The organism is Peribacillus sp. Hz7, from assembly GCF_042136355.1.
GTDB lineage: Bacteria > Bacillota > Bacilli > Bacillales > DSM-1321 > Peribacillus > Peribacillus asahii_A.
In genome coordinates this window covers 145,451-167,797 of sequence record NZ_JBHHJV010000008.1, presented here as the reverse complement: position 1 = coordinate 167,797, position 22,347 = coordinate 145,451, and the positions used below count along the sequence as shown (strand labels likewise).

Genomic DNA, 22,347 nt, shown 5'->3' with positions numbered 1-22,347 from the left:
TATATTAATATTCAAACGTAATGATGGGTGTGCCAATAACAAAACTTGTCCTTGCGCCCAATCCATCTGTCCGTAAACCAAGTTGCATATTGATTTTAGTATTCTTTAAACTTTGTGTAAATAAGGTAGAATGAGCAGAAGTAGAAACAAAGTTCTCATCCTCTACACCCTCTATTTCGCTTGCATTAAATCTTTGTAACAATTTTTCCATTTGTGCAGGTAAAGCCGAATTCATATTATCACTGATATACCCTTCCATACAAGCAAAAACTGAAGGAGTATCCATAAATATGCCATTCATCCTGTGTTCAAGGGTTGTAATTAAGAAATGGGGATATCCTTTGTCCCATTTGTACCCCTTTACTTCATATATGATATAGGTAACGATGTTCGCATGTTCCTTTGTTGTAACCATTCTGATTGATTCTGTCAGATGAGATCCGTGGCTGAATGTTGCTTCTGCCTTCCAAGCATCACCCTCATCGAAAAAGCTCCATTGAAAGTCCGGATACTTTTGTTTTAAAGTATGCACTTTTCTCTCAAACTCTTCTTTTGTAGCAATCTCGTTATTTACTTCTCTCGCAAATACAGACCACTCTTCTATGCTTACATTCTCTTCTTTTTCTAGATGTTCAGCGATTGTAACAATATCTAATTGATCCTTCGCCACAGTTGTACTGTTCCCCCACACCATCACCAACAGGCTGCTAAATAATATGTATGTTAACATTTTATTGTTCCATTTATACATGTTAAATCCCCTCCCTCCTATCATTCTTGCCAGTGGAAGGGAGTTCATACTCCATTTTTTTCGCCAATTGATGACATGCTCGTTAAGTAACTAGAAATAGATAGTTATACACAGTACATGTTGCTTACTGATTGAATATATATGGCAGCTGTTTCGCAAAAACTAGGTAATCAAGGAAGAAATTACTCACAACTGATCCAATCGCAATCGTTAATAAAATATATAATACTCTCGCTTGTAAGACCGCGTTCGATCGTAAAAGCTTCTGAAAGTTTAACGCTTGCAAAGCCCACCAAGTTACTGCAATAAAACATAGATGTACAATCATACTGAGTAAGGCTTGTTGGCCAATTGCTGAAAACATATAAACCCTCCTATATACATACAATGTTCATTCTATCACAAAACACCCTTTAATTTGGAATTAATCATCTCAATTACGCAAAAATATTTTTCGACAGGATAAAAAGGCTTGCCTTCTACACGTGCAAGCCCCTTCTTCTATATCATTCGATTACTCCATGGAGATAAAGTCCGTAAAGTCACCAAAATGTTGATGAAGAAAATCTAATGCCATATTTGGAGCAAGTCCAAAAATCATTGTACCCACTACACAAACAAGAAGTACAATCATCAAGCTAACAGGGAACCGCACCGCTTCTTTTGTTGCAGCTGGGCGAAAAAAGATTTGAACGAGTAAACTAAAATAATACACATAGGAAAGAATCGTCGTCGCTAATAGAATGCTAGCTAGAATATAATCCGTTGGCGTACTTCCTAACAGCGCCCCTAGAAAAATATGAAACTTTCCAATAAACCCTGCCGTTCCTGGAATGCCTGCTAATGAAAGAAGAAAAATGGTCATAGCGACCGCTGCTGCGGGAGACCGTTTCGCTAATCCTGCAAAAATAAGCCTTTGTTCCGAACCATTTGCATCTGCTAACCATTGAAACACAGCAAAGGCTCCGATATTCATCAATAAATAGGCAAGAAAGTAAAACCAAACCGTATCTAATAAAAAGTAGCCGCCCCCTAATGTGGCTACTGCTACTAACAAGTAGCCTGCATGAGCGATGCCTGAATAAGCCAGTAATCTCTTCACATTTTGCTGCCTTAACGCTAATACATTCCCAATAATCATCGTCGCCCCAGCTAAAACGGCAATAAACACGCGATTTTGCTCTAAAAACGTCACCGTTCCGAGCGTGTCACCCGATGCTGTAAGGAAGAGCGATAATAACAAGCGTAACAAAATGACAAAGCCCGCTATTTTAGAAATCACACTTAAAAATGCTGTTACTGGCGTAGGGGCGCCTTCATACACATCTGGTGCCCACATATGAAACGGTGCTGTTGCCAGCTTAAAGGACAACCCGACAAGAACCATAAAGAAAGCTAGACCGAGTAAATAGAGCACTTGGCTATCACTTACTCTCGCCATCGTTTCACTCATCTCTCCTAAATTCGTCGAACCGGTTAATCCATATAAATAACTCATGCCAAACAATGTAATCGCTGTTGAAATGCCGCCCATCACTACATATTTTAATGCCGCTTCATTAGACTTCAGATTTTTCTTCTTCATCCCTGCCAATATATAAGAAGAAATAGACAGCAACTCTAACCCAACAACTAACGTAATTAAGTCACCGCTCGATGTCATCATCATAGCACCAAGTAAAGCAGCTAAAAATAAATAATAAAACTCTCCTTGATAGTCTCGTAAACCATCATTAGCTGAATGACTTGCCGCCAATACAATCACAAGACCTGCTCCTATTAATAAAAGAAGCTTACTGGCCTTTGCAAAAGAATCCAGACGAAATGTATCTGCTAAAATACTCGTTTCTGCTAACGGCAGCAAACTGATAAGTGATACGAAAGCAAGCGCAATGCCTATTAGCGCAAACCAAGCGAGCGGCCTCCGGTTGAATCGCTTCGGTGCAAATAAGTCAAATAAGGATAAAAGAATCGCTGTCCCAAGGATTATAAATTCTGGCATCATGGCGCCCCATTCATATGAGAGCACGGTTTTCATATCCATTTCATCATCCTCCGATCCTTAACAGCCATGTCGTAATATCCTCTTGCACTAGTTGACCAAGCCACATCGGATAAACCCCAATCGCTACAATAACCGTAAACAAAATGATAATGGGCACATACTCGATGCCCTGCACATCCCTCCAAGTCACGGAGTATGTCTTTTTTCCAAACGTTATTTTTAAAACCGCTCTCAGCGTATAAGCTGCTGTTAAAATAAGCCCGATTACAGCGATGATGGCTAACAGCATTTGTTCTTTAAAGAGCCCCAAAAAGGCCATAAATTCACTAATAAATCCTGACATCCCAGGTAAACCAAGCGCCGCTAGCCCTGCCGTCAGAAGCACACCTGAGAAAATAGGCATATGTGCAGCCAAGCCTCCCAGTTCATTCAATTCTGTTGTTCCTGTCCGCTCATATAATAGCGCAATTAAGAAAAACAGAAGCGCGGCAATCGCACCATGAGAGACGACTTGAAAAACAGCACCTTGAAGACCTGCGTCATTAAGCGTTCCAAACCCGAATAAAACAATGCCCATATGTGATACGGAGGAATACGCCCAAACAAGCTTTAAATCCGTTTGAATGAGCGCCAAAAACGCTCCATATAAAAAGCTGATAACCCCGACAATCATAAACAGCAGCGCGAGCTTTTCCACCTGTTCTGGAAAGATTCCAAGGCCAAAACGAATCATGCCGTAAGCCCCAATTTTCAACAGTACGCCTGCATGAAGCATGACAACAGGCGGCGCTGCTTCACGATGTACACGAACCATCCAACTATGAAACGGAAAGACCGGCAATTTAATTGCAAAAGCGATAAAGAGCAGGATACAAAGCACGTCCGTCAAGAAAGGAGAGATCGGTGCTAATAGCGCTACATCACCCACATTTAAAATATGCGTTAACGCATCAATATTCGTTGTTCCTACTCGAACAAATAACGTTGCAATTACAAATAACAATAAGACAGAGCCAATGCCGTTATAGACGAGAAAATGATAGGCCGCCTTCTCCTTATTTAGATACCCCCATCTTCCGATTAAGAAGAAAAGAGAAACAAATGTCACTTCAAAGAAGAGGAAGAATAAAAGTAAATTATCTGCCATAAACACACCTAACATCCCGATTTCGAGCAGCAAGAACAACAAAAAGTAGCCTTTCCATTCTGTTTTAATATAAAAGGAAGCCAGTGCTGCAAGCATCGACAAAACCGTTGTTAATAGGATAAACACCAGGCTAAATCCATCAAGGCTTAATTCAAAATCAACTGTATACAAGGTGTCATCATACATCGCTAAATTACCAAACTGAATCCACTTCCATTTAATCTGATAAGAAGATAGTGAAACACCCGTCAGCCATTGTTGATAAAGAAATAATGAGATCAACAGCGGCATTAATGTACCAATCCACCCAAATTGCTTTAGTGTTTTTTCCTCTGTTTTTGGCATCAACCAAATCATAATCATCCCGATGACTGGTGAGAATACTAATAAGGGAAGCAAATAGTCATTCATCGCAAGTACCCCCCTGCAACCAAATATACGACCACTAAGACAGCTAAGCTAAGAAAGGCAATTGCGCCATACTGCTGTACTTGTCCCGATTGCAGCTTTGTTGCCTTCTTCGCAAAAATACGAGTAATCCGGATCACAACCAATAGAAAACCATCTATTACATATCGTTCTATATAAAAAAAACTACGGCTAATGGCTTTTGTTGATACAATTATGGTTCGTTCATACAATTCATCGATATAATATTTATTGACAACTATTCGATAGGCAATCGACTTACCTCCTGTAAGCAAGCTGCCTCTTCGGTGCAGCATATAAGCAATCCCTATACCGATTCCCGAAACAATGGTCGCAATAAGCATGAGCCAAAGCGAGGATTCATGATGACTGTTTGCATTTGTCAGCCAATCTCCAAGAAATGTGCCGAACCACGGTGTTTGAACATAGCCAATGCCAATCGAAAAAACGGCGAGAATGGTCATTGGCAGCCACATGATCATAGGTGATTCCTTCACAGCATGGAGGGGTGTCCTCTCTTCCCCGCCAAAGATGGAAAAAAATAAACGAAACATATAAAAGGCTGTTAAAAGCGAAGTAAGGAGCGCCAGCGTAAATAAGAAATAATTCCCGTTCTCCCAAACAGAAAGAAGAATTTCCTCTTTACTAAAAAACCCTGATAATAGCGGGACTCCTGAAATGGCCAACGTCCCGATTAAGAATAAAGGTCCTGTCCATCGCAACTTCTTCCAAAGCCCGCCCATTTTCTCGATATTTTGTGTATGCACAGCATGAATGACACTTCCAGCTGCAAGAAAAAGGAGGGCTTTAAAAAAAGCATGTGTTACTAAATGAAAGACCGCCGCAACATACCCTGCCGTACCAAGTGCAAGAAACATAAACCCAAGCTGACTCATCGTTGAATAAGCAAGAATCCGCTTCACATCTGTTTGGAAAACCGCGATGCTTGCGGCAAACAAAGCGGTCAGACCACCTGTCACCGCTACGACTAAGAGGGCTATTTCACTGGCTTGAAATAAAGGATACATGGCAGCGACTAAATACACACCCGCTGCAACCATTGTTGCTGCATGAATAAGGGCAGATACAGGAGTGGGCCCTTCCATCGCATCCGGAAGCCAGGTGTGTAAAGGAAATTGTCCAGACTTACCGACCGCACCGACAAAGATCATAATCGCAATAAACGTGAGTAATGATTGCGATATGTCTCCCGCTTTCACCGCTTGAAAAATAGCGCTATATTCAAAGCTGCGTGTTTGCCAGAATAAAAGAATCATCCCAATGAGGAGGCCCATATCCCCAATTCTTGTCATAATAAAGGCCTTTTTCGCCGCTCGTTTGGCTTCTTGTTTATGAAAATAAAAGCCGATTAACAAGAACGAGCCTAAACCAACAAGCTCCCAAAAAACATATAATTGAAGCAAATTAGGAGACATAACAAGAGCTAGCATCGCAAACGTGAAAAGCCCTAAGTAAGCATAAAAAGTGGAGATTCGTTTTTCTCCGTTCATATACCCTTTTGAATACATATGAACGAGAAAACTAATAAACGAAACAAGTACGAGCATGAGAACATTCAATGGGTTCAGTTCAAAACCAACTGTAATCTGCGTATCTCCAACTGTCAGCCAATTGAACGTTTGTTTATAGCTTGAATCGTGTAAACTCTTAGTGAAAACAACAGCTGCACATATAAAGGACACAAACGTAAGTAGACTGCCAACCTCTGCACTTCGCGAGCCCAAACGCTTGCCAAATAGAAGCAATAGGAAAAATGAGGCGAGCGGAAAAAGCGGTATCAGCCAAGCATTGTCGACCATGACTATCCAACTCCTTTTTCAACAGGCTTGTTTGACACGGATACGATTAATGCTTCATCGTATTCATTTCGTCGATATGAACCGTTTTACGATTACGATACAATGCCATTAAAATCGCTAGGCCCACCGCTGCCTCTGCTGCTGCAATGGTCATCGTAAATAAAGAAAAGACTTGCCCTGTAATGGCTGGCGTCATTCCAAATTTACTAAAAGCAACGAGATTAATATTAACGGCATTTAACATCAGCTCAATCGAAATGAGTACAATAACCGTATTTCTCTTCGTTAAGGCACCGTATAACCCAATACAAAATAAAATAAGCGCTAAAACAAGATACGCAGACAACGGGACTGATGTCATCACTTATGCCCCCTCATCATCTTTTTTGGCTAATACAATCGCTCCTACTAAAGCAACGAGCAGCAACACCGACATCAGCTCAAATGGAATCATAAACTTTGAAAATAACGCAATCCCAATCTGCTCTGTATTTGCTTCATGTAACGTTGTCGGTTGAACAGGGATATCTAAGTTATAAATCCCGATATACACAGCAAAGGCAAAGCCGAGAATCCCAAGCAGCAAAAGAATTTTACGCCACCCGTTTCCCTTTTCTTCCTCCTGCTTTTGATTGTTTGTGAGCATAATCCCAAACAGCATCACAATCGTAATCGCTCCTGAATACAGTAAAATTTGAACAACGGCCACAAACTCAGCTGATAACAACAAGTAAATCCCCGCAATACTGACAAAAGTAAACACAAGCGCAAGGACCATATGAACGACTTTCGTTAGCTGAATCAGTAAAATGCCTCCTAAAACAGCAACAAAGGCTAACCCCAGAAAAGCGAGCATTTCACCGGAAACACTCATACTTTATTCTCCTTTCGAACATGCTGGTCATTTTCATCAAGCCATTGTAAGTCTTTAAATAGTTCATCCCGGCTATATTCCGCTAACTCAAATTTATTTGTCATCACAATCGCTTCAGTTGGACAGACCTCTGTGCAAAGATCACATAAAATGCAAATTTCAAAGTTAATATCATAGGTGGAAATCACTTTTCCCTTCTTCGTAGGATCTGGATTTTTCACACCTGTTAATTGAATGCAATCCGTTGGACAAATGTTTACACACATATTGCAGACGATGCATTTGTCTGGATAAAACTTTTGGATGCCACGAAACCGATCAGGAAGCGGCAATGGTTCATCAGGATATGAATAGGTCACTTTTTTCCGCGATAAGTTTTTTAATGTATACGCTAATCCTTTTGCTAATCCGAACATGAGCGGGACCTCCCTTCACTTTTTTAAAATAACTCTTTCAAAAGAGCCGTTAAGAAGATATTCGCTAAAGCAATCGGTAATAATACCTTCCAAGCGAATTCCATAAGCTGGTCTGCACGTAGACGCGGAAAAGAAACTCGAATCCAAATGAGGACATAAATAACAACGCTAAATTTTAGCGCAAATGAAACAGCGCCTGGAATAAAGTCTAAAAACGGAAGTGAATGCCACCCGCCTAAAAAGAGCAGCGTTGTTAAAGTTGCCATCGCAAACATATACACATATTCCGCTAGCATAAAAAATGCCCAGCGGAAACCGGAATATTCTACATGAAATCCTGCCACAAGTTCTGACTCTGCTTCTGGAAGATCAAATGGGACACGATTTAATTCAGCAATCGCTGCGATAAAGAACACAATAAATCCGACTGGTTGTAAAAAGATAAACCAAATATCTTCCTGAGCCGCTACGATTTCTCTTAAATTCAAACTGCCTGCTAACAGCACCACGCCTACAAGCGACATTACAAGAGGAATTTCATAAGAAATCATTTGAGCAGCCGCACGCATTCCGCCCATTAATGAATACTTATTGTTAGAAGCCCATCCTGCTGTTACAACCCCGATGGTCGTAATCCCTGAAATCGCTATATAATAAAGAAGACCTACACCGATATCTGCAAACTGAAATTGATTCGTAAACGGGAGCGTCGCCAGCACCATAAAAGCAGGAGCAAAGGCAAGGACAGGAGCTAATATATAAAGCGGCCGGTCGGCTTTCTTCGGAATCGTATCTTCCTTTAACAGCAGCTTTAGCACATCGGATACTGTCTGCAAAAGCCCCCAGCTTCCCCCAACCTGATTAGGTCCAATCCGCATCTGCATAAACCCCATAATCTTCCGCTCCGATAAAATCGCAAACGTGACAAACCCTAGTACAACAAACAAAAAGAGGACCGCTAAACCGAAGAAGATGCCAAGATTCGTCCAGCTTGGAGCTGATTGCAGCAACTCTTGCATCATTATCCATCGACCTCCCCGAGCACAATATCAATCGCGCCTAAAATAGCAATTAAATTCGCCATATTTTCTCCTTCCAGCAACTTCGAGAGAATTTGCAAATTATAAAAGGAAGGGCGACGAAATTTAAGCCGATAGGGCTCCTTTTTCCCATCGCTCGCAATATAACAGCCAATTTCACCACGCGGCGATTCAATTCTGATAAAGGCTTCTCCCTTTGGTGGTTTAATGATTTTCGGAACTTTAGCTAAAATAGGACCGTCACTCGGAAATTGAGCAACCGCTTGCTCTAGGATTTTCAGTGATTCTTCTATTTCTTCCATGCGACACTCATAGCGTGACCACGCATCACCCGCTTCACGTGTAGGAACCTCAAAGGAAAAGCGATCATAAATCGAATACGGTTCATCTTTACGTAAGTCCCTTTTCACTCCTGTACACCGTAAGTTAGCACCGCTTAAAGAATAAGCAATTGCCTCTTCTCGCGTATACGTACCGACTCCTTTCACTCGATTTAGAAAAATTTCATTGCCAGTTACAAGTTGATGATACCCTTGAAGCTGCTCTCTCATATATGGAATAAACTCCTCAACTTTCTCGATCCACCCGTCCGGTGCATCCCATTTCACCCCGCCGACGCGCATATAGTTGAAGGTAAGTCTGGCACCGCATAGTTCATTTAATAGATTAATAATCATTTCTCGTTCACGGAATGCGTATAAAAAAGGACTTGTTGCCCCTAAATCTAATAAATACGTTCCCCACCATACAAGATGACTGGCGATTCGCCCAAGTTCCATGGTGATGACTCGTAAGTATTCGGCACGGTCTGGCACTGTAATGCTCGCCATCGTTTCCACTGCATGACACAGTACATAATTATTAGTCATGGCTGCTAAATAATCCATACGATCGGTATAAGGAATAATTTGCGTATATTGTAAATTCTCTGCGAGTTTTTCCGTACCGCGATGAAGATAACCAATGACAGGTGTTGCTTCTTTAATGATTTCTCCTTCAATTTTAATCACAAGTCGAAACACGCCATGCGTACTAGGGTGCTGCGGACCTACATTCAGAAGCATTTCCTCTGTACGTAACATGCGACTACACCTCCTCATCATGCGGCTTGTAATCTTTTCGAAGCGGGTACCCAATCCAGTCTTCACCAAGGAGAATTCGTTTTAAATTCGGATGCCCGCTAAATTGAATTCCGAGTAAATCGTATGTCTCACATTCTGGCCAATCAGCTCCTTTCCATAATGGAACTAACGATGAAATGATTGGATTGTCTCGATCAAGCTTTACCTTTAAAACGACAGACTGTCCATTCTGTAAAGAGCATAAATAAACATACACTTCCATATGTGTTTCGAAATCCGTTCCATGTAGTTCAGCTAGAAAGTCAAAGTGTAAGTGCTGTTTCAACACTTGTGCGATATCCATATAGGTGTGTGGTTTGGCTAAAATGGTTGGCACGTCTTTTGATAATCTATTAATATAGTATTCTTCAAATGAATCTGCACCTACCTGTCTTTCAATCACCTGTATATAGTGTTGAAGAAACGGCTCATTCGGTGATGGTTCAACACTTGCTTCTTCTTCTTTTGTCTCAGTTGAAGCGGCTTTTGCTTTAGCCTTTGCAGCAGCGGCAGCCTTCGCTTTGGCGGCGGCAGCGGCTTTCTTCTTAGCCAGTTCTAAATCCTGCCCGCTTTCTGATGCTTGCCTTTCTTTCTCTTGCCTTCTTTTGATAGCTGCTGCTTTCGCTTTTTCTGCAGCTTCTTTTTTTAATCGGGTTAGTTCGTTCTCATCCATTTACATCACTCGCTTCCCCGTTTTGGCTTCATAGCGAATCTTTTCTTTTAGCTTATGGATACCATAAATGAGTGCTGCTGGATTCGGTGGGCAACCTGGAATGTACACATCCACCGGAACAATTTGATCGACGCCTTTGACGACGGAGTAGGAATATACATAAGGTCCGCCAGCTGTTGCACAGGAGCCCATCGCAATGACCCATTTCGGCTCAGGCATTTGATCATACAACCTTCTTAAAATGGGAGCCATTTTTTTCGTTACCGTCCCTGACACAATCATGACATCTGATTGACGAGGCGAGGTACGAAAGAAAGAACCGAAGCGATCCAGATCATAGTGCGATGAACCAACACCCATCATTTCAATAGCACAGCACGCTAACCCAAACGTCATCGGCCACAAGGAGTTGCTTCTTGCCCAGCCTTTAAGCTGTTCAAGCGTAGATAAAAAAACACTTTGGCGAAGCTCATGTAATTCAGCATCCGTAACACCTGGCACATTCATTTCCATGTCAACACCCTCTTCTTCCAAGCATAGAGTAGTCCAATGAGCAGCATCATCACAAAAATGAGCATTTCTACTAAAGCAAAGATTCCTAATTTTTCATAGGCAACGGCCCATGGATAAAGAAAAACTGTTTCTACATCAAAAATGACAAATAGTAAGCCAAATAAATAATACCGTACATGAAACTGAACCCAAGAATCATGAAATGGTTCGACTCCACTTTCATAAGTTGTATATTTTGCTTCAGTCGGTTTATGTGGTCGAAGCAGCTTACCAAGAAAAAGAGCGATTACGGGTAATAAAATCCCAAGGCAAAGGAAAACAAACACCATCACATAATTATTTTGATAAAGATACCATTGAGAATCCATGTTGGGCTCCTTTTTAAAAAAAGTATCGGCTTGTCTATTTTGCTATGGTTCATTATTATGCACAAGAAAGAGGGGATATGAGTAAAAGACTTGAGGAAATAGGGATGTAAGCGTATACATTCAATTGGAGAACTAAATGGACAGTATTCGACAGAAATTGATGAGATTCCTAACCTATAAAAGAACACATTCACATAATATAGGGGAAAAATAAAAAGCACCTAACCCTCTTATAAAAGAAAGCTAGGTACTTTGGTAGTTGTTATTTCATTTCAGAAATCTGGATTCGATTAATTGCGCGTTTTAAAGCTAATTCAGCTCTTTCCACATCAATCGCTCCTTGATTGTCTGCTAATCTTTTTTCAGCCCGTGCTTTAGCAGCTTGTGCGCGGGCAACGTCGATAGTTTCAGCTCTTTCAGCAGATTGAGCTAAAATGGTTACGACATCTGGACGAACTTCTAAGAAGCCACCGTTAACGGCAACATACTCAGTGCCATTCTCCTTTTTTAGACGTACAGCTGCGATATCAAGAGGCGCGACCATCGGAACGTGGCCAGCCATGACTCCAAGCTCGCCGCTTTTTGCCTTTGTACTTACCATTTCAACTTCTGCATCATATACTGGGCCATCGGGAGTTACTACACTGACTTTAATTGTCTTCATTTCATTCCCTCCTTGGTCCCTTTAATTAAGCCATTTTTTTAGCTTGTTCAACAACTTCTTCGATTCTTCCTACTAAGCGGAAAGCATCTTCTGGAAGGTCATCATACTTACCTTCAAGGATTTCTTTGAATCCTTTAACTGTTTCTTTAACAGGTACGTATGAACCTTTTTGTCCAGTGAACTGCTCAGCCACGTGGAAGTTTTGCGATAAGAAGAATTGAATTCTACGAGCACGAGCAACTGTTAGTTTGTCTTCCTCGCTTAATTCATCCATACCTAAGATCGCAATGATATCTTGAAGTTCTCTATATTTTTGTAGAGTAGATTGAACTCGACGAGCAACTTCATAGTGCTCAGCACCTACAACTTCAGGGCTAAGAGCGCGAGAAGAAGATGCTAATGGATCAACCGCAGGGTAAATACCCATCTCAGATAATTTACGTTCAAGGTTTGTTGTCGCATCCAAGTGAGCAAAAGTAGTCGCTGGAGCTGGATCCGTATAGTCATCGGCTGGTACATAAATCGCTTGGATTGATGTAACAGAACCAACGCTAGTAGATGTAATACGTTCTTGTAATTGACCCATTTCAGTAGCAAGTGTTGGTTGGTAACCTACCGCAGAAGGCATACGACCTAAAAGGGCTGAAACCTCAGAACCTGCTTGTGTGAAACGGAAGATGTTATCGATAAAGAAAAGAACGTCTTGTCCTTGTTCATCACGGAAATATTCAGCCATTGTTAGACCAGATAAAGCAACACGCATACGTGCACCAGGCGGCTCATTCATTTGACCGAATACCATCGCTGTTTTCTTAATAACGCCAGAATCGCTCATCTCGTGGAAAAGGTCATTTCCTTCACGAGTACGCTCACCAACACCGGCGAATACAGAGATACCGCCGTGTTCTTGTGCGATATTGTTGATTAATTCTTGGATTAGTACGGTTTTACCTACACCGGCACCACCGAATAGACCGATTTTACCACCTTTGATATATGGAGCAAGAAGGTCTACTACTTTAATACCTGTTTCAAGAATTTCAACTTGTGTTGTTAATTTATCAAATGCTGGAGCTTGTCTGTGAATTGGATCACGACGAGCATCAGCAGGGATTGCTTCTGCAAGGTCAATTTCTTCTCCAAGTACGTTGAATACACGTCCTAGAGTCACTTCACCTACAGGTACAGAAATTGGGGCTCCTGTATCTACAACTTCTTGACCGCGAGTTAGACCGTCAGTAGAAGCCATTGCGACTGTACGCACAGTATTATCACCTAGTTGAAGGGCTACTTCAAGAGTTAAACCTTCGCCAGACGCTGTTTTTTCGATTCTTAAAGCGTTATAGATCTTAGGAAGTTGACCATCTTCAAATTTAACGTCAACAACTGGACCCATAATTTGGGTAACGCGTCCTAAATTCATCGTTTTCCCTCCTATCGTTACTGTGACGACTATTCAAGATTATGGAACGAGCAGCAAATCGTCGGAAGCTACCCGTCCCTTCTAAATGTTCTATTCTAAAGCAGCGGCTCCGCCAACAATTTCCGTAATTTCTTGCGTAATTGCTGCTTGACGAGCACGGTTATATTGCAAGTCTAATGCTGAGATTAACTCTTTCGCATTATCAGTTGCATTTTTCATAGCTGTCATACGTGCAGAGTGCTCACTTGCTTTACCATCTAACAACGCACCATAAATTAAGCTTTCCGCGTATTGAGGCAGTAATACTTTAAGAATTGCTTCCTCATCCGGTTCAAACTCATAAGAAGTCAATTTGCCGCCAGAAGAATTAATGTCAGATAACGGAAGAACTTTCTTCTCCGTTACATCCTGTTGGATTGGGCTGACATAATGGTTGTAATACATGTACAGCTCATCACACAGTTCATTTAAGTATAAATTCACTGTTGATTTCGTTAAAGAGTTGATATCAGCAAAACTTGGCTGATCCGGTACTCCCGTTACTTCAAGCTCTACATTGATACCACGGTTGACGAAGAAATCGCGACCCATTCTTCCAATTGCGATAATGACATACTCATTACTCGATGTATGACGTTCTTGAATGGTTTTATACACATGACGTAGCACACTACTGTTGTATGCCCCTGCCAATCCACGGTCCGATGTAATAACAAGGTAACCAGTTTTCTTTACAGGACGGGATACTAACATTGGGTGCGACGAATTATTACTACCGCTTGCGATACTAGCTACTACTTCTTGAATTTTCTCCATGTATGGTACAAATGCTTTTGCATTTGCTTCAGCACGGTTCATTTTCGAAGCAGATACCATTTGCATCGCCTTCGTAATTTGACTTGTCTTTTTAGTCGAATTAATTCGAGTCTTTATATCGCGCAAAGAGGCCATTGATTCTCACCACCCTTTTCAATTATTTAAAGTTCATTATTCAGAGATTACGAATGATTTTTTGAATTCGTTAATCGCAGCTACGATATCAGCATCTTCAGGAAGACCTTTTGTCGTGCGAATATGATCTAATAATTCAGGATGATTTTTATCCAAGAATACATAGTACTCTTCTTCAAAGCGACGAATGTCTGCTACTGGAATATCATCTAAGTGACCTTTTGTTAAAGCGAAAAGAATCATAACTTGCTTCTCTACTTTAATTGGCTTGTTCAAGTCTTGTTTCAGAACCTCAACTGTACGAACACCGCGATCTAGTTTCGCTTTTGTCGCTTTATCAAGATCTGAACCGAATTGAGCGAATGCTTCCAACTCACGGAAAGCAGCCAAGTCAAGACGTAATGTACCAGCAACTTTTTTCATTGCTTTGATTTGAGCTGAACCACCAACACGTGATACAGAAAGACCAGCGTTAATCGCAGGACGTACACCTGAGAAGAACAAATCAGATTGTAAGAAGATTTGTCCATCTGTGATGGAGATTACGTTTGTTGGAATGTAAGCAGAGATATCGCCTGCTTGTGTTTCAACAAATGGAAGAGCTGTGATTGAACCAGCACCTAATGTATCGTTCAATTTCGCAGCACGCTCAAGTAGGCGTGAGTGCAAGTAGAATACATCCCCTGGGAATGCTTCACGACCTGGAGGACGACGAAGTAGTAGGGAAAGTTCACGGTATGCAGATGCTTGTTTAGAAAGATCATCATATACGATTAAAACGTGCTTACCGCTGAACATGAATTCCTCAGCCATTGATACACCAGCATAAGGAGCTAAGTATAACATTGGAGATGGTTGTGATGCAGATGCAGATACAACGATTGTGTAATCTAATGCACCATTTTTACGTAAAGTTTCAACTGTTCCACGAACTGTTGATTCTTTTTGACCAATAGCAACATAGATACAGATCATATCTTGGTCTGCTTGGTTAAGGATTGTATCGATTGCGACAGATGTTTTACCTGTTTGACGGTCCCCGATGATTAACTCACGTTGTCCGCGTCCGATTGGTACAAGAGCATCGATCGCTTTAATTCCTGTTTGTAGTGGCTCATGAACAGATTTACGATCCATAACACCTGTTGCAAGGCTCTCAATTGGACGAGTTTTTGTTGTATTAATTGGGCCAAGACCATCTAATGGTTGTCCAAGTGGGTTTACAACACGACCAATTAATTCTTCCCCAACTGGTACTTCCATGATTTTACCTGTACGACGTACTTCGCTGCCCTCTTGAATGTCTCTGAATGGTCCAAGAATAACGATACCTACGTTATTTTCCTCAAGGTTTTGCGCTAGACCCATTGTACCATTTGAAAATTCAAGAAGCTCTCCCGCCATCGCATTATCTAAACCGTGAACACGTGCGATACCGTCACCAACAGAGATTACCGTACCAACATCGCTCACTTTAATTTCAGATTGATAATTTTCAATCTGTTTTTTAATCAGTGCACTGATTTCTTCAGCTTTGATGCTCATGAATTTCACCCCTATCTTGTGAATACTAACCTAATAGTTGTTTGCTTAAACGATCAAGCTTTCCGCTCACTGAACCGTCATAAATACGGTTGCCAATTTGCAGCTTGATTCCGCCTAACAGATTGCTATCTGTAATGTTCGTAATACGTAAAGTTTTCTTACCGATTTTCTTTGCGAATGAAGTTGAAACCGCTTCTGTTTCTGCTTCAGTTAGTGGGCGTACTGTATATACAGTTGCATCCGCTACTGATTTTTCTTCATTTGCTAATTCAACAAACTCATCTGCCATTGGCGCAATCATATCAGAACGATGACGCTCAACCATTAGCTTTAATGTGTTTTGAACATATGTTGACAGACTAGAAAAAGCACTAGAGATAATGTCTCTTTTTGCATCACTTGTTAATTTTGGATGCGTTAAAAAGCCTAATAAGTCCGTATCATTTGAGAATACTTCTTTAACGGTGCGAAGCTCTTCTTCAATTTGGTCAAGAAGATTTTGCTCTTTCGCAATTTGGAAAAGAGCTACAGCATAACGTTTGGCTACTGCTAAATCGCTCATCGCTCTTCTCCTACCTCTTGAATGTATTCATTAATTAATTTCTCTTGATCCGCTACTGAAAGTTCTTTTTCAATCACTTTCGACGCAATCATAACAGATAAGGATGCCACTTGCTCACGTAACGCTGCAACTGCTTTTTCCTTCTCTTGTACGATTTCACGTTTTGCTGATTCTTTCACACGCTCAGCTTCTGCACGAGCTTGATTAATAATATCTTCGCGTTGTGCCTCGCCTTGTTTCTTCGCGTTTTCGATCAGTTGAGTTGCTTCCGTGCGTGATTGCTTCACGATTTCACGTTGCTCTTCTAAATATTGAAGCGCTTCTTTTCTGCTAGCTTCTGCTGCTTCGATTTCATTAGCAACATGCTGTTCACGTTCTTTCATGATGCCCATTAAAGGACCCCACGCAAACTTTTTAAGCAAAGCTAACAAAACAATAAACACGACAAGCTGATAAATGATATCTCCACCATTAAAGTGCGCTGCTGCTGCACCAAGTACAAAATTGCTTGTTAACACGCTCGATTCACTCCCTTCATGAGATTCACTATTGAAGCTTTAAGTTTCTATTTCACAATAACATTCTAGAAAAGTTTCAAGTTAACATAAAGCAATGGCGAAGGTTCTCCTGGAATGCTCTTCGCCATTATTAAACTTCTTAAAATTATCTTATTGACCCATAACGATGAATGCGATAACTACCGCGATGATTGGAAGGGCCTCAACTAACGCAACCCCAACGAACATTGTAGTTTGAAGCATACCACGAGCTTCTGGCTGACGAGCCATCCCTTCGATTGTACGACCAACGATAAGACCGTTACCAATACCAGCACCTAATGCACCTAAACCAACTGCGATTGCAGCAGCGATAAGACCTAAAGAACCTGTCATGATAAATTTCCTCCTTGAAAATGTTTATTAGTTTTTAAATAGAATGTTCAAATATTGAACAAAGTTTATAATTAATGGTCGTCACTTACTTTATGAGAAAGATAAACCATCGTTAACATAGTGAAGATAAACGCTTGAATGGAACCGACAAAGACACTGAATCCTTGCCAAGCTAACATTGGTAAAACAGCACCAAGTGCACCAAACACACTACTTGTTCCTAATCCTACAAGTAAGCTTAATAGCAACTCACCCGCATAGATATTCCCGTAAAGACGCAGACCTAACGTTAACGTGTTAGAGAACTCTTCAATTACTTTTAACGGGAATAAGAATCCCATTGGCTGAACATAAGTTTTCGCGTAAGCTTTTCCGCCTCGCATTTTAATACCATAATAATGAGTTAATCCCATTACCATTACGGCTAATGTTAACGTAATCGCTGGATCGGCTGTAGGTGATTTCCACCATAATTCATGCCCGACTACAACCGCAAACGGTAACCCCAACATATTGGATACAAAGATGTACATGATTAATGTCATCCCTAACATAAGGAAACGACCACCTGTACGCCAATCCATATTGCTGTTGATGATATTTTTAACAAAATCCATAACCCACTCAATGAAGTTTTGGATTCCCGTTGGCTTCATCGCAAGTTGACGAGTTGCCGCTACAGCGATAATAAAGACTATAAGACTTGCGACAGTAATCATAAGGACGTTGGCCAAATTAAAATATATCCCGGTATCCATAAGTTCCCACAAAGGAGCTTCATGATTCAACAGTATTCACCTCTCTTCTTTACTAGCGACGTAAAATTTGTATAAAATAATCTATCATAATGACAAAATAGGCTGTCATTAATCCCATAACCACACTTGCTATTTGAAACTTGTCAGGATACTGTAAAGCGATCACCGCAGCTAGGGCTCCTACTGACATTCTTGTCACGCTGCCAAGGGACTTCATCTTTCTGCCTGCTGCTGCTGCCTCAGTGAATTTTCTGTTTTTTTTGACCATTGACCAGAAATTAATTAGGCTACACGTTGTTCCAAGCATAAGTCCTTGGAAAATTGTATCATACGGAGTAAATGCTGCTCCTAGTATGTAAATACTCAATAAATACAAAATGTACTTTCGTTGCCTAATGAACATAGTATCTAATTCTGGCATGTTGTCATATAATCTCCCTAGAAATATTGTCGAACTGTGCTGAGCATTGCAATAATGCCGGTAGCAAGTCCTATTAGAAGGCCTACCACTAAAAGCAGCGGTTCGGTATTAAATGTGCTATCAAGCCATTTTCCAAAGAAAATACCTATCAAGATTGGACCGACTAATTGTGAAAGAATCACTGAAATCAATGCCATGGCCTTAAATGGGTGGCGCTTGTTCTGACTCATAATCGCATCCTCGTGGTTGAATTTGGTGATGGATAAATCAAGGAAGAAAGTGGTATTCAAACGACATTTTTCGCACTTGAAAACCCTCTCATTTCATATCCTTAGTTAGCATACAATAGGCTAGAATCAATGTCAATGAGTGGTTAGTGAAATTTGTCACAGATTCGTAAGTTTTAACGAATTGTTCACATCTTTTGTCGAATTTTGACTTGACAACCTTTTTAATCGATGTGTATCATCGTTTCAATTCGATCTTCCCTTGTGCCTCTTTTGGCAAAAATAATTGCTTTATATATCCCAGATGGCGGTAGTTTCTTTCCTTTTACTTCTCGTTTAATAAGTCCTGGCGGGACCGTTTTTTTCCAGTCCATAAACCCAACAAAGGCTAAGCTATCTGCATCATACAGGGCAATGCCAAATTCATCTGCTCCACGAGGTAAATACATTTCATAGCGATACGTGCCTATTTTATCTCCTTGACCAAATTCAAATCCCATAATTCTAGGGTAATCCGGTTCTTCTTTTACATACAAGAATGGCAAGTTGATTTTCCTAGTTCCTTCCATTAAAATAAGATATCCGTCATAGACCCCTTTCTTCATTTCAGATGGGTTTATTTGTAATCCAACCATCAACTTTTTCTTTTCACCCGGCTGAACGGTAAAGATCGTTGGCAAATCCCAAGTAATACCTGGTTCTTTTAACGGCATACGAAACGAATAATGCTGCTCTGCAGGCCCCGTATTTTCTACCACAATTTCTTCTTGATGTTCGTCAATCCCTTCTTTTCGTGTATACATCCCAAACGAAAGAGAACTCGGATACAACAAAGTATCTGCCTTAAGAGCTTCCGCAATCTGCAACCGGCCTGCCCCTTGTTCAAACGTATGATACCAGTCTCGACTCTTATTCTTTAAAGGCTTGGCTGTTGTCATCAAAGCTGATTTAATTTGGTTTGGTGTCCAATTAGGGTGAGCTTGCAGCAATAGAGCACAAGCTCCAGCAACATGGGGAGCTGACATACTTGTTCCAGCAAGTTCCGTATATCCATTAGGAATCGTACTATAAATCCCGACACCTGGAGCGAGAATATCAGGTTTAATATCCCAGCTTACGGTCACTGGCCCCCTTGAGCTAAAATCAGCTAGTCTATCTTGTTCCTTTCGATAAACAAAGCGGACGGTCTGGCCTTCTTTATTAGAAATCATCCTTTTGATGCGCTCTCCATCCTTTTTTGGAATCGTTGCTGCAGGAAAGTTGACATCTTTCCCTAACCCAGCTGTAAAAGACCCTTTTGTATTATTAAAAATAATGACAGCCTTAGCTCCTGCTTTTTTTGCATTTTTCACTTTATCCAAAAAACTTAATTTCCCTCGTTGAATAAGAACAATTTTCCCTTGAACACCTTTTAATTCTTTTCGTTCGCCAAGTCCACCATCTACTATGTTTTCTGAGGAAGCGATAGACCACTCTTTTGCCCCTTGTACAGGCAGCAGACTTACTTCTTGTTTCTCTGTTCCGAGCCCATATATAAGGTATGGAACTTTCATCGGTGGTGTAGAGGCTCCAACAGATATCGCCTTTTCTGATGTTCCCGGAGAACCGACTGTCCAAACGGCTGGGCCTGAATTGCCGTTTGAAGTAACCGCAACAATACCTTGATCTACGGCTTTATTCAGAGCCAAAGATATTGGTAAATCCGGACCATTCACTTCATTGCCAAGTGACAAATTTAACACATCGACCCCATCTTCAATAGCGGCATCAATCGCTAACAACACTTGCTCTGTATCCCCCGATCCTCCTGGTCCTAAAGCACGGTAAGCATAAATTTCAGCTTCAGGGGCAACTCCTTTCACCTTTCCGTTTGCTGCAATAATTCCAGCAACATGTGTCCCATGAATAGTTGCCAACTCAGGGTTTCCCCTCGTTTCCATTGGGTCATTATCATGGTCGACAAGATCTTTGCCTCCTTTATAAGCATGCTTTAAGTCCGGATGCGTATAATCAATCCCTGTATCAATAACCCCCACTTTAATTCCTTTTCCTGTTATTCGTTGTTTCCTTGAATCATATACCCCTCTTACTTGGTCGCCTCCAATAAAGGGGACACTCTCATCTAACGCAGCATGATAAACTGCTATTTCCGTTACCGCTTGAATAAACGATTCTTGTTGTAATTTGGCTACATCACGCTTTTCCCCTGATACAGAAAAGCCTGTAATCGCATGTTTATATATAGTTCTTAGCTTTAGTGAGGGATATTTTTTTAACACCTGCTCAATTTGCTCTTTCTTCATCGTGTCCTTAAGAATTACAACCGCTGTTGTACGTGTTAATTCTGAAACCTTTGGTAATGGCGGTACATGAATCGCCGCAAATCCACTACTACTTCCCAAAACTAACAAGAAGCTTATTAACCAAATCAGCCTTTTCACATGCAGTCGCCTCCCCCCTTTAGGGTTATAATTTCACAACAAAGAGAGAGTATACGTAGAAAGTTGGCGGGATTATGAAGAATTTGGCGGGATTTCCTTCATAATTAGCGAGATTTCATCAAGATACTTCCAAATAATACACATAAAAAAGAAGCTGTCTAAAGCTAGACAACCTCTTTCTCAGATTCAAATCGATTTGGCGGCATATCAATTTGTTTAAAATAATAACGAATGGCTTTTGCTATCCGCTCTGAAGCATGTCCATCTCCATATGGATTCGAAGCTTTTGACATCTTGTCATGCTCATCACGATTCGTCAGCAATTCATGCGTTAGTTTATAAACCGTTTCCTCATCCGTTCCAGCTAAGCGTAACGTACCAGCCGCAATCCCCTCTGGACGCTCTGTCGTATCTCGCAAAACAAGCACCGGTACCCCAAGTGAAGGGGCTTCTTCTTGTATACCGCCCGAGTCTGTCAAAATCAAATACGCTCTTGCTGCAAAGTTATGAAAATCTAACACATCTAATGGTTCAATTAAATGAATGCGCGGATCATTACCTAGTATCTCCTCCGCCAATTCCCGAACAGCTGGATTCAGATGAACCGGGTATACGACTTGAACATCTTCTTGCTCCATCACAATCCGCTTTACCGCACGAAAAATATTTCGCATCGGCTCCCCTAAGTTCTCACGACGATGTGCCGTTAATAAAACGAGACGATCCTCTCCAAGTGCCGATAAAACTGGATGAGAATAGGCAGCTTGAACGGTTGTTTTTAACGCATCGGTTGCGGTATTACCTGTAACAAAAATATGGTTCGTTTTATGTTCTTGAACTAAATTTTGTTCGGCTTGGAGCGTTGGAGCGAAATGAAGATCAGCCAGCGTACCCGTTAACTGGCGATTCATCTCTTCAGGATATGGAGAGTATTTATTCCACGTTCGTAAACCAGCTTCAACGTGACCAATAATAATTTGGTTATAGTAGGCAGCAAGACTTGCCGCAAATGTCGTCGTCGTATCTCCATGTACAAGGACAATATCCGGCTCAGCTTCTTTCATCACACGGTCTAAGCCAGACAGCGCTTTTGTTGTAATATCCGCCAGTGTTTGACGGTCTTTCATAATATTTAAGTCATAATCAGGCTGGATAGAAAATAAATCAAGCACTTGGTCGAGCATTTGTCTATGTTGGGCCGTTACCGCCACAATTGGTGTAAAAAATTCTGGGTGCTTTTGAAATTCAAGAACAAGCGGTGCCATTTTAATAGCCTCTGGCCTTGTCCCAAAAATGGTCATAACC

At 41.1% G+C, this 22,347-nt stretch carries 25 protein-coding genes; all 25 read right to left on the bottom strand.

Going from position 1 to position 22,347, the window contains the following annotated elements:
* Positions 1 to 4: 4 nt before the first annotated feature.
* The 25 genes from ACE199_RS13255 to wecB all read right to left on the bottom strand — a co-directional run bounded on the left by ACE199_RS13255 (position 5) and on the right by wecB (position 22,343).
* A complete protein-coding gene (locus ACE199_RS13255; protein WP_375350177.1) occupies positions 5 to 751 on the bottom strand; it encodes a YwmB family TATA-box binding protein in 747 nt (248 codons plus the stop codon).
* 124 nt (positions 752 to 875) lie between these two features.
* Entirely contained in the window at positions 876 to 1,115 is a 240-nt protein-coding gene (locus ACE199_RS13250; protein ID WP_119115768.1) for a DUF1146 family protein, read from the bottom strand.
* Between the two features lie 150 nt (positions 1,116 to 1,265).
* Positions 1,266 to 2,795 carry an NADH-quinone oxidoreductase subunit NuoN gene (gene nuoN / locus ACE199_RS13245; protein ID WP_375350176.1) on the bottom strand — a complete coding sequence of 510 codons (1,530 nt, stop codon included), beginning with the start codon at positions 2,793 to 2,795 and terminating at the stop codon, positions 1,266 to 1,268.
* Between the two features lie 4 nt (positions 2,796 to 2,799).
* Entirely contained in the window at positions 2,800 to 4,314 is a 1,515-nt protein-coding gene (locus ACE199_RS13240; protein WP_375350175.1) for a complex I subunit 4 family protein, read from the bottom strand.
* Positions 4,311 to 6,152 carry an NADH-quinone oxidoreductase subunit L gene (gene nuoL / locus ACE199_RS13235; protein ID WP_375350174.1) on the bottom strand — a complete coding sequence of 614 codons (1,842 nt, stop codon included), beginning with the start codon at positions 6,150 to 6,152 and terminating at the stop codon, positions 4,311 to 4,313. Before nuoL ends, ACE199_RS13240 begins: the two co-directional genes overlap by 4 nt.
* 46 nt (positions 6,153 to 6,198) lie before the next feature.
* The gene (gene nuoK / locus ACE199_RS13230; RefSeq protein WP_119115772.1) at positions 6,199 to 6,513 is read right to left on the bottom strand and encodes an NADH-quinone oxidoreductase subunit NuoK; all 315 of its coding nucleotides are present in this window, start codon (positions 6,511 to 6,513) and stop codon (positions 6,199 to 6,201) included.
* Positions 6,514 to 6,516: 3 nt separating this feature from the next.
* Positions 6,517 to 7,026, bottom strand: coding sequence for an NADH-quinone oxidoreductase subunit J (locus ACE199_RS13225; protein ID WP_127762196.1), 510 nt, complete (start codon positions 7,024 to 7,026; stop codon positions 6,517 to 6,519).
* Positions 7,023 to 7,442, bottom strand: coding sequence for an NADH-quinone oxidoreductase subunit NuoI (gene nuoI / locus ACE199_RS13220; RefSeq protein ID WP_119115774.1), 420 nt, complete (start codon positions 7,440 to 7,442; stop codon positions 7,023 to 7,025). The genes ACE199_RS13225 and nuoI overlap by 4 nt, the downstream gene beginning before the upstream one ends.
* Positions 7,443 to 7,465: 23 nt before the next feature.
* Positions 7,466 to 8,464, bottom strand: a complete 999-nt coding sequence (gene nuoH / locus ACE199_RS13215) for an NADH-quinone oxidoreductase subunit NuoH (RefSeq protein WP_375350173.1) — start codon at positions 8,462 to 8,464, stop codon at positions 7,466 to 7,468.
* Positions 8,464 to 9,564, bottom strand: coding sequence for an NADH-quinone oxidoreductase subunit D (locus ACE199_RS13210; RefSeq protein WP_375350172.1), 1,101 nt, complete (start codon positions 9,562 to 9,564; stop codon positions 8,464 to 8,466). Before ACE199_RS13210 ends, nuoH begins: the two co-directional genes overlap by 1 nt.
* Positions 9,565 to 9,568: 4 nt before the next feature.
* Complete coding sequence (locus ACE199_RS13205) at positions 9,569 to 10,276, bottom strand: NADH-quinone oxidoreductase subunit C (protein WP_375350171.1); 708 nt, start codon at positions 10,274 to 10,276, stop codon at positions 9,569 to 9,571.
* On the bottom strand, positions 10,277 to 10,789 hold the full coding sequence (locus ACE199_RS13200; RefSeq protein ID WP_119115778.1) for a NuoB/complex I 20 kDa subunit family protein: 513 nt from the start codon (positions 10,787 to 10,789) through the stop codon (positions 10,277 to 10,279).
* Positions 10,780 to 11,157 (bottom strand): NADH-quinone oxidoreductase subunit A, encoded by a 378-nt coding sequence (locus tag ACE199_RS13195; protein ID WP_127762200.1) that lies wholly within the window; start codon positions 11,155 to 11,157, stop codon positions 10,780 to 10,782. Before ACE199_RS13195 ends, ACE199_RS13200 begins: the two co-directional genes overlap by 10 nt.
* A gap of 262 nt (positions 11,158 to 11,419) precedes the next feature.
* Positions 11,420 to 11,821, bottom strand: coding sequence for a F0F1 ATP synthase subunit epsilon (locus ACE199_RS13190; protein WP_119115780.1), 402 nt, complete (start codon positions 11,819 to 11,821; stop codon positions 11,420 to 11,422).
* 25 nt (positions 11,822 to 11,846) lie between these two features.
* Complete coding sequence (gene atpD, locus ACE199_RS13185; RefSeq protein ID WP_375350170.1) at positions 11,847 to 13,244, bottom strand: F0F1 ATP synthase subunit beta; 1,398 nt, start codon at positions 13,242 to 13,244, stop codon at positions 11,847 to 11,849.
* Positions 13,245 to 13,334: 90 nt separating this feature from the next.
* Positions 13,335 to 14,195, bottom strand: coding sequence for a F0F1 ATP synthase subunit gamma (locus tag ACE199_RS13180; protein WP_252282844.1), 861 nt, complete (start codon positions 14,193 to 14,195; stop codon positions 13,335 to 13,337).
* Positions 14,196 to 14,231: 36 nt separating this feature from the next.
* Complete coding sequence (gene atpA / locus ACE199_RS13175; RefSeq protein ID WP_252287539.1) at positions 14,232 to 15,740, bottom strand: F0F1 ATP synthase subunit alpha; 1,509 nt, start codon at positions 15,738 to 15,740, stop codon at positions 14,232 to 14,234.
* A gap of 25 nt (positions 15,741 to 15,765) precedes the next feature.
* The gene (locus ACE199_RS13170; protein WP_127762204.1) at positions 15,766 to 16,302 is read right to left on the bottom strand and encodes a F0F1 ATP synthase subunit delta; all 537 of its coding nucleotides are present in this window, start codon (positions 16,300 to 16,302) and stop codon (positions 15,766 to 15,768) included.
* Positions 16,299 to 16,820, bottom strand: a complete 522-nt coding sequence (gene atpF, locus ACE199_RS13165; protein ID WP_375350169.1) for a F0F1 ATP synthase subunit B — start codon at positions 16,818 to 16,820, stop codon at positions 16,299 to 16,301. The genes ACE199_RS13170 and atpF overlap by 4 nt, the downstream gene beginning before the upstream one ends.
* Before the next feature lie 150 nt (positions 16,821 to 16,970).
* Positions 16,971 to 17,195 carry a F0F1 ATP synthase subunit C gene (gene atpE, locus ACE199_RS13160; protein ID WP_119115786.1) on the bottom strand — a complete coding sequence of 75 codons (225 nt, stop codon included), beginning with the start codon at positions 17,193 to 17,195 and terminating at the stop codon, positions 16,971 to 16,973.
* Between the two features lie 71 nt (positions 17,196 to 17,266).
* Entirely contained in the window at positions 17,267 to 17,983 is a 717-nt protein-coding gene (gene atpB, locus ACE199_RS13155; RefSeq protein ID WP_127762206.1) for a F0F1 ATP synthase subunit A, read from the bottom strand.
* 22 nt (positions 17,984 to 18,005) lie between these two features.
* Positions 18,006 to 18,374: an ATP synthase subunit I gene (locus ACE199_RS13150; RefSeq protein WP_375350168.1), complete on the bottom strand. Its 369-nt coding sequence runs from the start codon at positions 18,372 to 18,374 to the stop codon at positions 18,006 to 18,008.
* Between the two features lie 17 nt (positions 18,375 to 18,391).
* Positions 18,392 to 18,604, bottom strand: coding sequence for an AtpZ/AtpI family protein (locus ACE199_RS13145; RefSeq protein WP_127762208.1), 213 nt, complete (start codon positions 18,602 to 18,604; stop codon positions 18,392 to 18,394).
* A gap of 221 nt (positions 18,605 to 18,825) precedes the next feature.
* A complete protein-coding gene (locus ACE199_RS13140) occupies positions 18,826 to 21,042 on the bottom strand; it encodes a S8 family serine peptidase (RefSeq protein WP_375350167.1) in 2,217 nt (738 codons plus the stop codon).
* Positions 21,043 to 21,206: 164 nt separating this feature from the next.
* Positions 21,207 to 22,343 carry a non-hydrolyzing UDP-N-acetylglucosamine 2-epimerase gene (gene wecB / locus ACE199_RS13135; RefSeq protein ID WP_375350206.1) on the bottom strand — a complete coding sequence of 379 codons (1,137 nt, stop codon included), beginning with the start codon at positions 22,341 to 22,343 and terminating at the stop codon, positions 21,207 to 21,209.
* Positions 22,344 to 22,347: the final 4 nt, after the last annotated feature.

Coding starts and splice junctions, on each gene's coding strand:
- ACE199_RS13190 (WP_119115780.1), bottom strand. CDS start 11,821: ATGAAGACAATTAAAGTCAGTGTAGTAACTCCCGATGGCCCAGTATAT.
- ACE199_RS13200 (WP_119115778.1), bottom strand. CDS start 10,789: ATGGAAATGAATGTGCCAGGTGTTACGGATGCTGAATTACATGAGCTT.
- atpE (WP_119115786.1), bottom strand. CDS start 17,195: ATGACAGGTTCTTTAGGTCTTATCGCTGCTGCAATCGCAGTTGGTTTA.
- ACE199_RS13180 (WP_252282844.1), bottom strand. CDS start 14,195: ATGGCCTCTTTGCGCGATATAAAGACTCGAATTAATTCGACTAAAAAG.
- ACE199_RS13150 (WP_375350168.1), bottom strand. CDS start 18,374: ATGCCAGAATTAGATACTATGTTCATTAGGCAACGAAAGTACATTTTG.
- nuoL (WP_375350174.1), bottom strand. CDS start 6,152: ATGGTCGACAATGCTTGGCTGATACCGCTTTTTCCGCTCGCCTCATTT.
- ACE199_RS13195 (WP_127762200.1), bottom strand. CDS start 11,157: ATGGATTCTCAATGGTATCTTTATCAAAATAATTATGTGATGGTGTTT.
- ACE199_RS13240 (WP_375350175.1), bottom strand. CDS start 4,314: ATGAATGACTATTTGCTTCCCTTATTAGTATTCTCACCAGTCATCGGG.
- ACE199_RS13225 (WP_127762196.1), bottom strand. CDS start 7,026: ATGAGTGTTTCCGGTGAAATGCTCGCTTTTCTGGGGTTAGCCTTTGTT.
- ACE199_RS13255 (WP_375350177.1), bottom strand. CDS start 751: ATGTATAAATGGAACAATAAAATGTTAACATACATATTATTTAGCAGC.
- nuoN (WP_375350176.1), bottom strand. CDS start 2,795: ATGGATATGAAAACCGTGCTCTCATATGAATGGGGCGCCATGATGCCA.
- ACE199_RS13145 (WP_127762208.1), bottom strand. CDS start 18,604: ATGAGTCAGAACAAGCGCCACCCATTTAAGGCCATGGCATTGATTTCA.
- ACE199_RS13210 (WP_375350172.1), bottom strand. CDS start 9,564: ATGTTACGTACAGAGGAAATGCTTCTGAATGTAGGTCCGCAGCACCCT.
- atpA (WP_252287539.1), bottom strand. CDS start 15,740: ATGAGCATCAAAGCTGAAGAAATCAGTGCACTGATTAAAAAACAGATT.
- nuoK (WP_119115772.1), bottom strand. CDS start 6,513: ATGACATCAGTCCCGTTGTCTGCGTATCTTGTTTTAGCGCTTATTTTA.
- ACE199_RS13205 (WP_375350171.1), bottom strand. CDS start 10,276: ATGGATGAGAACGAACTAACCCGATTAAAAAAAGAAGCTGCAGAAAAA.
- nuoH (WP_375350173.1), bottom strand. CDS start 8,464: ATGATGCAAGAGTTGCTGCAATCAGCTCCAAGCTGGACGAATCTTGGC.
- wecB (WP_375350206.1), bottom strand. CDS start 22,343: ATGACCATTTTTGGGACAAGGCCAGAGGCTATTAAAATGGCACCGCTT.
- atpD (WP_375350170.1), bottom strand. CDS start 13,244: ATGAATTTAGGACGCGTTACCCAAATTATGGGTCCAGTTGTTGACGTT.
- ACE199_RS13250 (WP_119115768.1), bottom strand. CDS start 1,115: ATGTTTTCAGCAATTGGCCAACAAGCCTTACTCAGTATGATTGTACAT.
- nuoI (WP_119115774.1), bottom strand. CDS start 7,442: ATGTTCGGATTAGCAAAAGGATTAGCGTATACATTAAAAAACTTATCG.
- ACE199_RS13170 (WP_127762204.1), bottom strand. CDS start 16,302: ATGAGCGATTTAGCAGTAGCCAAACGTTATGCTGTAGCTCTTTTCCAA.